At 51.3% G+C, this 261-nt stretch carries 1 protein-coding gene; it reads right to left on the bottom strand.

Annotated elements, in window-relative coordinates; translation table 11 throughout:
* On the bottom strand, positions 1 to 261 hold a 261-nt coding region (locus tag CWC03_RS23210; RefSeq protein ID WP_171040328.1), incomplete at both ends, for a SpoIIE family protein phosphatase.

Below are 261 nucleotides of genomic sequence, written 5' to 3'. Positions count from 1 at the left end.
CACGCGCGCAGACTCAGATTCGATGATCCCGTCAGGCGCCATTACGAGGCGTTGGGCGGGGAGGACTTCAAAATGCAGCAGATTACGTGCAAACTCCTCGACTTCTAAATTGCCGAGTGCCATATGTTGGCGCTCTATGGTTTTAATAACGCTACCATTTTGGTCTATCAAATATAAATCTGGCCTACCGCCCAGCCAAGCAGAAAGACTTTTCGCTGAGCTGCTCAATTCGATGTTCGCTGCTGCGCAGATCATGGGGCC

The organism is Pseudoalteromonas sp. S2755, from assembly GCF_005886535.1.
Classification (GTDB): domain Bacteria; phylum Pseudomonadota; class Gammaproteobacteria; order Enterobacterales; family Alteromonadaceae; genus Pseudoalteromonas.
The sequence above is the reverse complement of the archived record's forward strand: the minus strand, read 5'-3'. Positions and strand labels throughout refer to the sequence as shown.